This window comes from Streptomyces sp. (genome assembly GCF_035563135.1).
Lineage (GTDB): Bacteria > Actinomycetota > Actinomycetes > Streptomycetales > Streptomycetaceae > Streptomyces.
Map to the genome: position 1 here is coordinate 1 of NZ_DATMVN010000640.1, position 7001 is coordinate 7001.

Genomic DNA, 7001 nt, shown 5'->3' on the forward strand with positions numbered 1-7001 from the left:
GTCGAGCGGGCCAACACCGCCTTCTACGAGGCGATGGAACGCGGCGATCTCGACGCGCTCTCCGGCCTGTGGCTGCCCGGTGAGGACCTCACCGTCTCCTGCGTCCACCCCGGCTGGCCGGTTCTCACGGGCCGCGGCGAGGTACTGCGGAGCTATGCGCTGATCATGGCGAACACCGAGTACATCCAGTTCTTCCTGACCGATGTCGGAGTCTCCATGACCGGCGGCACCGCGCTGGTGACCTGCACCGAGAACATCCTCAGCGGTGGCCCCGCGGAGGAGGGCGACGCACTCGGGCCGCTCGTCGGCCAGCTCGTCGTCGCCACGAATGTGTTCCGGCGCACCCCGGAGGGCTGGAAGCTCTGGTCCCACCACGGCTCCCCCGTACTGGCCGGGACCGGTGAGGACGAGGACGACGAGCCGGCTGCCTGAGCGGACGGGGGCCGGGCACCTGAGCGGGCGGGGGCCGGGCGCCCTGGTCACGGGGCACGCGTGGCTGAACACCCCCTGCCGGTCCGGCCGGCGCCCCCGCGGGCGGGTGCTGTCGGTGCGCGCGGGTAGATTCGAAAGACGGCACCTCACCGCCCGCACGCGGCCGGGTGCCTCCAGAGACGACGAACAGCAGGAGTGATTCGCGTGGACCGTGTCGCGCTGCGCGGCCTCAAGGCCCGTGGGCACCATGGCGTCTTCCCCAAGGAGCGGGAAGAGGGCCAGACCTTCATCGTGGACCTGGTGCTCGGCCTCGACACCCGTCCTGCGGCAGCCGCCGACGACCTCACGAAGACCGTTCACTACGGTGTGGTCGCCGAGGAGGTCGTCGACGTCGTCAAGGGTGAGCCGGTCGATCTGATCGAGACCCTCGCGGAGCGCATCGCGCAGCAATGCCTCAAGCACGAAGGGGTCGAGGAGGTCGAGGTGGTCGTCCACAAGCCGGACGCCCCGATCACCGTCCCCTTCGACGACGTGACCATCACCATCACCCGGAGCCGAGCATGACCGCATTTTCCACCGAGGGGCAGAGCGACCCGACCGTACAGCCGGTGCCCGCCGCCGTGGTCGAGCAGGTCGACGCGGCGGACGTCACCCTCTCCAACCCCAAACTGGCCGTGATCTCCCTCGGCTCCAACCTCGGCAACCGGCTGGAGACGCTCCAGGGCGCCGTCGACGCCCTGGAGGACACCCCCGGCCTCCGGGTCAAAGCGGTCTCCCCGGTCTACGAGACGGAGCCCTGGGGCGTCGCCCCCGGATCCCAGCCGTCGTACTTCAACGCGGTGGTCGTCGTGAAGACGACCCTGCCCCCCTCGTCCCTGCTGGAGCGCGGCCAGGCCATCGAGGAGGCCTTCGACCGCGTCCGCGAGGAGCACTGGGGTCCGCGCACCATCGACGTGGACATCGTGTCGTACGCCGACGTGGTCTCCGACGACCCCCTGCTGACCCTCCCGCACCCGCGCGCCCATGAGCGCGCCTTCGTGCTCGCCCCCTGGCACGACGTGGACGGGGGAGCCCAGCTGCCCGGTGCCGGCCCGGTCGCCGATCTGCTGGAGGGTGTCGGCCGCGAGGGAGTGCTTCCCCGGCCCGACCTGGAACTCCGTCTCCCCGAGTAGTCGTTAGGCTCAAGGACGAGCGCCTGCGGGCGAACGACGGTCAACGGTGACGAAGGGCGGCACTCTCGGTGAAGCAACTACGGCTCGGCCTCCTGGCCGGACTCTTCGCCGGAGCCGGCGTCCTGTCCTGGGGTGGAGCCCGCCTCTGGGACTCCCTGGGCACATTGCCGAGCGTGCCGCTCGGGGCGCCCATCGTGCTGGCCGTGATCGCCGTCGTCCTGCTGGCCACGGCTCTGTCGATCCGCGCACGGCTGCGCGCGCAGCGGGAGCGGCGCCCCGGAGCGAAGGGTGTGGAGCCGATGATGGCGGCGCGCGCCGTCGTCTTCGGCCAGGCGAGCGCGCTCGTCGCCGCGCTGGTCGCGGGGATGTACGGCGGCACCGGGGTGTTCCTGCTCGGCTCCCTGGACGTGCCGCCCCGCCGGGACCAGGCCGTCTACGCGGGCTTCGCCGTCCTGGCGGGCATCGCGGTCGTCGCCGCAGGCGTCTTCATCGAGCGGGTCTGCAAGCTCCCGGAGGACGGGGACGACGAGAGGAACACGGCCCAGACCGCCTGAGGTCCCTCGTGCGGACCGGGCCGCATCAGCGAGCGGGGTCCGCTCCCCGGCCGGCTGCCACGGAATTCTCGATCAGGGTGATCCGGTTGCCGTCGGGGTCGTGCACGGCGGCGAACCGCACCCCCTGCGCACCGGGCCGGTCCACCCCGGCCGGGATTCCACCGTCCGTGAGACCGAAGAGCGCCCGGCCCGGATCTCGGCCATCGGGTCCACCGGTGTCCCGCCCGCCTGCGCGGGCGACATGAAGACCTGGAGCCGGGCGCACGGGGAGATGTGCGGGCCGGCCGCGGCCCGCACATGGGTCCCGCGCCCGCCGGGCGGCCGAGGAAGCCGCTCGTACCGCTCCCCCGCCGGCTCGACGGCCGTCACGGGCGCTACCGCGAGCCCACGGGTGGACGGCATCGGGAGGTCCCTCTTCCGGGAAAGACGGCCCCACGGCCGTCGGCTCCCCCGCTGCACACGGACGTGTCGCCGCCGCGCCGGCCCCGCCCGCCCCGCGGGCCCCGGGCCTTCGTCCCCGATCCTTCTAACGCGCCATGATGAGACTCATCGCCTCGGCGCGCGTCGCCGGATCGCGCAGCTGGCCGCGGACCGCGGACGTGATCGTCTTTGCTCCGGGCTTGCGGATGCCCCGCATCGACATGCACATGTGCTCGCACTCGATGACGACGATGACCCCGCGCGGCTCCAGGATCGCCATCAGGGAGTCGGCGACCTGAGTGGTGAGCCGCTCCTGGACCTGCGGCCGCCGGGCATAGACGTCGACCAGCCGTGCCAGCTTCGACAGCCCCGTGATCTTGCCACTCGTCGCCGGGATGTAACCGACGTGCGCGACCCCGCGGAACGGCACCAGGTGGTGTTCACAGGTGCTGAAGACCTCGATGTCCTTGACCAGCACCATCTCGTCGTGACCGAGGTCGAACGTCGTCGTGAGGACGTCCTCGGGCTCCTGGTGGAGCCCCGCGAATATCTCCTTGTACGCACGTGCCACCCGGCCCGGGGTCTCACGCAGCCCCTCGCGGTCAGGGTCCTCCCCGACAGCGATGAGGAGTTCCCGTACGGCGGATTCGGCCCGCTTCTCATCGAATACGCCGATCGAGCCCTGCCCGTCGAGCGTCACCGGGTCGGTCATCTGTGCCTCGTTCCTCTGTGCAGTCACATGCGTGGACCCGCCCGGGCCTCACGGAATCACGGCAGGCACAGCGCAGGCATACGGAAAAGCAGCGCCCCCACAGGCTAGAGCCTGGGGGGCGCAGCATCCATTCCGGGCCGGGTCGGGGCCCCCGTGAGGGGGACTCACCTGGCCGGGCGGGAGGTCAGCTCTCGGGGCGATCCTCGGGAAGCGCCTCCGTGGAGGTGCCGGTGTTCTTCGACGTGATGTCCGTCGGAGCGATCTCCGGAGTGCCCGGACCATTGGCGGAGCCGTTGGTGAGGGCCAGTTCCTTGGGAGAGAGCACGGGCGGACGCGTCGACGGGGTACGCCGGGCGGAACCGGTCCACGCCGGGCGGGCCGGACGCTTCACGATCGGGGCGAAGATCTCGGCGATCTGCTCCTTGCCGAGCGTCTCCTTCTCGAGCAGTTCGAGAACCAGGGCGTCGAGGATGTCGCGGTTCTCCACGAGGATTTCCCACGCGTCGTTGTGCGCGGTCTCGATGAGCTTCTTGACCTCTTCGTCGACGAGCGCCGCGACCTCTTCCGAGTAGTCGCGCTGGTGGCCCATCTCCCGGCCCACGAACGGCTCGGTGTTGTCTCCACCGAACTTGATCGCACCGAGACGCTCGGTCATGCCGTACTGCGTGACCATCGCGCGAGCCGTGGCGGTGGCCTTCTCGATGTCGTTCGCAGCGCCGGTCGTCGGGTCGTGGAAGACCAGCTCCTCGGCCGCACGCCCGCCCAGCATGTACGCGAGCTGGTCGAGCATCTCGTTACGCGTCGTGGAGTACTTGTCCTCTTCCGGGAGCACCATCGTGTAACCGAGGGCACGCCCGCGGGAGAGGATCGTGATCTTGTGGACCGGGTCCGACTGGGGGGAAGCCGCCGCGACCAGGGCGTGTCCGCCCTCGTGGTACGCGGTGATCTTCTTCTCCTTCTCGGACATGATCCGGGTCCGCTTCTGCGGGCCCGCCACGACGCGGTCGATGGCCTCGTCGAGCATGTGGTTGTCGATCAGCTTCTTGTTGCTGCGCGCCGTCAGGAGCGCCGCTTCGTTCAGCACGTTCGACAGGTCGGCACCGGTGAAGCCGGGCGTACGACGGGCGACCGCGTTGAGGTCGACGTCCTCCGCGACCGGCTTGCCCTTCTGGTGCACCTTGAGGATCTCGAGGCGGCCCTGCATGTCCGGCCGGTCGACGGCGATCTGCCGGTCGAAGCGTCCCGGACGCAGCAGCGCCGGGTCCAGGATGTCCGGCCGGTTCGTGGCGGCGATCAGGATGACGCCGCCCTTCACGTCGAAGCCGTCCATCTCGACGAGCAGCTGGTTGAGCGTCTGCTCGCGCTCGTCGTGACCGCCGCCCATGCCGGCACCGCGGTGCCGTCCGACGGCGTCGATCTCGTCGACGAAGACGATCGCCGGAGCGTTCGCCTTGGCCTGCTCGAAGAGGTCACGGACACGGGAGGCACCGACACCGACGAACATCTCGACGAAGTCGGAACCGGAGATCGAGTAGAACGGGACGCCCGCTTCACCGGCGACGGCGCGAGCGAGCAGCGTCTTACCCGTACCGGGCGGTCCGTACAGCAGGACGCCCTTGGGGATCTTGGCGCCGACGGCCTGGAACTTCGCCGGCTCCTGGAGGAATTCCTTGATCTCGTACAGTTCCTCGACGGCCTCGTCCGACCCCGCCACATCGGCGAACGTCGTCTTCGGCGTGTCCTTGGTGATCAGCTTCGCCTTGGACTTGCCGAACTGCATGACCTTGGAACCGCCGCCCTGCATCTGATTCATCAGAAACAGGAAGACGACCACGATCAGGACGAAGGGCAGCAGGGTGAGAAGGATCGAGACGAACGGGGACTGCTTCGACGGCGAGACGGTGTAACCCTTCTCGATGTCACCGCTCTCGAACTTCTTCTGCAGCGTGTCGGCGAGCTCGACACCCTGGTTGCCGATGTAGCTCGCCTGGAACTTGCTCCCCGACTCGCCCTGGAGCTTTTCCTTGTCCTTCAGCTCGATCTTCAGGATTTGTTCGTCACCGGTGGTCAGCTTGGCCTGCTCCACCTGGTTCTTGCTGATCGCCTGGATCACCTTGGCGGTGTCCACCGTCTTGTAGCCGCCGGACGAGCCGACGACCTGCATCAACACGACCACGGCGAGGACGGCCAGCACGATCCACATGACCGGCCCACGGAAGTATCGCTTCACGTCCATCCATACGGAGCGAAGTCGCCCCGTCCCTCCTGCCCGTAGGTAAATGCTGCTGTGAGAAAAGACTGTTCTTCGGACGGTACCCCAGCATTGTCACCCGTGACCGCAGGGGAGGTCAGACAAACCCGTCTCCGAAGGATCCAACGGCCCGAACGCCACGAGGGTTCCCGGCAGTCCGGCCGGGTTCGGCCGGTTCCTCCGGGCGGCTGTCTCAGCCGCCGTAGACGTGAGGGGCGAGCGTACCGACGAAGGGGAGGTTGCGGTACTTCTCCGCGTAGTCCAGTCCGTAGCCGACGACGAACTCGTTGGGGATGTCGAAGCCGACCCACTTCACGTCGATCGCGACCTTCGCGGCATCGGGCTTGCGGAGCAGCGTGCAGACCTCCAGGCTCGCGGGTTCGCGCGAGCCGAGGTTGGTCAGCAGCCAGGAAAGCGTGAGACCGGAGTCGATGATGTCCTCGACGATCAGGACGTGCTTGCCCTTGATGTCGGTGTCGAGGTCCTTGAGGATCCGGACGACGCCCGAGGACTGGGTACCGGCGCCGTACGACGACACGGCCATCCAGTCCATGGTGACGGGGGTGGACAGCGCGCGGGCCAGGTCCGCCATGACCATCACCGCGCCCTTGAGCACGCCGACGATGAGCAGGTCCTTGCCCGCGTACTCCGCGTCGATCTTCGCTGCCAGCTCGACGAGCTTCGCGTCGATCTCTTCCTTGGTGAGGAGCACCGACTGAAGGTCGGTGCCCATGTCCTTCTCGTTCACCCGCGTCTCTTTCTCTGCCCTGCCGGCCCCGGAGCGTTCCCCGGGCCGGACCGGCGTTTCGCCTGCATTTCAGCCGCTTGCGCTTCAGCTCTGCCGAATCACCAGTCTGCCACCCTGCCGCCGCACCTCGACGCGGCCGGGCAGGTTGATGGCGCGCTGGCCCCGCCAGCCGGTGATGAGCCGGTCGACTTCCTCGATGTGGCGGGCGAAGAGCGAACCCGCGGGGGAACCGGCGTCGATCACGGCCCGGCGCAGCACCCGGCGGCGTACGGCGGGGGGCAGGACGGAAAGTTTGGCGCACTCCAGCCGTCCGGCGTCGTCACGGACCGAGCGGGCGGCCTCGGCGGCCCAGGTGTCGAGGGCGTCGGCATCGTCACGGGAGAGCTGCGCCGTGCGGGCGAGGGCTTCCACGACTCCCTTGCCCAGCGCCTTCTCCAGGGCGGGCAGACCCTCGTGGCGCAGCCGGGAGCGGGTGTAGGCGGGGTCGATGTTGTGGGGGTCGTCCCAGACAGGGATCGACTGGACCAGACAGGCCTTGCGGGCGGTCTGCCGGTCGAGGTGGAGGAAGGGGCGGCGGTAGCGGCCGGCCGGTCCGGAGGCGGCGGCCATCCCGGACAGCGAGCGGATGCCCGAGCCCCGGGCGAGGCCCAGCAGGACGGTCTCGGCCTGGTCGTCGCGGGTGTGGCCGAGGAGCACGGCGGCGGCGCCCGTT

The 7001-nt window shown here is 69.3% G+C and carries 9 protein-coding genes; 4 read left to right on the forward strand and 5 right to left on the reverse strand.

Annotated features, from left to right (window positions below; all coding sequences use genetic code 11):
- The 4 genes from VN520_RS28660 to VN520_RS28675 form a co-directional block, all read left to right on the forward strand.
- Positions 1–432, forward strand: a 432-nt coding sequence (locus VN520_RS28660; RefSeq protein ID WP_325749858.1) for a nuclear transport factor 2 family protein, incomplete at its 5' end; no start/stop codon positions are given.
- Between the two features lie 204 nt (positions 433–636).
- Positions 637–996 (forward strand): dihydroneopterin aldolase, encoded by a 360-nt coding sequence (folB, locus tag VN520_RS28665; RefSeq protein WP_325749859.1) that lies wholly within the window; start codon positions 637–639, stop codon positions 994–996.
- A complete protein-coding gene (folK, locus tag VN520_RS28670) occupies positions 993–1604 on the forward strand; it encodes a 2-amino-4-hydroxy-6-hydroxymethyldihydropteridine diphosphokinase (RefSeq protein ID WP_325749860.1) in 612 nt (203 codons plus the stop codon). The genes folB and folK overlap by 4 nt, the downstream gene beginning before the upstream one ends.
- Before the next feature lie 68 nt (positions 1605–1672).
- Positions 1673–2158 carry a DUF3180 domain-containing protein gene (locus tag VN520_RS28675; RefSeq protein ID WP_325749861.1) on the forward strand — a complete coding sequence of 162 codons (486 nt, stop codon included), beginning with the start codon at positions 1673–1675 and terminating at the stop codon, positions 2156–2158.
- A 25-nt stretch (positions 2159–2183) separates the two neighbouring features.
- Here VN520_RS28675 and VN520_RS39715 read toward each other — a convergent pair whose 3' ends face one another.
- From VN520_RS39715 to VN520_RS28695, 5 genes are all read right to left on the reverse strand, one after another.
- Complete coding sequence (locus VN520_RS39715) at positions 2184–2303, reverse strand: VOC family protein (protein WP_414719974.1); 120 nt, start codon at positions 2301–2303, stop codon at positions 2184–2186.
- A gap of 381 nt (positions 2304–2684) precedes the next feature.
- Entirely contained in the window at positions 2685–3290 is a 606-nt protein-coding gene (folE, locus tag VN520_RS28680; protein WP_325749862.1) for a GTP cyclohydrolase I FolE, read from the reverse strand.
- A 184-nt stretch (positions 3291–3474) separates the two neighbouring features.
- The gene (ftsH, locus tag VN520_RS28685) at positions 3475–5526 is read right to left on the reverse strand and encodes an ATP-dependent zinc metalloprotease FtsH (protein WP_325749863.1); all 2052 of its coding nucleotides are present in this window, start codon (positions 5524–5526) and stop codon (positions 3475–3477) included.
- Positions 5527–5734: 208 nt separating this feature from the next.
- Positions 5735–6274 (reverse strand): hypoxanthine phosphoribosyltransferase, encoded by a 540-nt coding sequence (gene hpt, locus VN520_RS28690; RefSeq protein ID WP_014155504.1) that lies wholly within the window; start codon positions 6272–6274, stop codon positions 5735–5737.
- Between the two features lie 99 nt (positions 6275–6373).
- Positions 6374–7001, reverse strand: a 628-nt coding sequence (locus VN520_RS28695; protein ID WP_325749864.1) for a tRNA lysidine(34) synthetase, incomplete at its 5' end; no start/stop codon positions are given.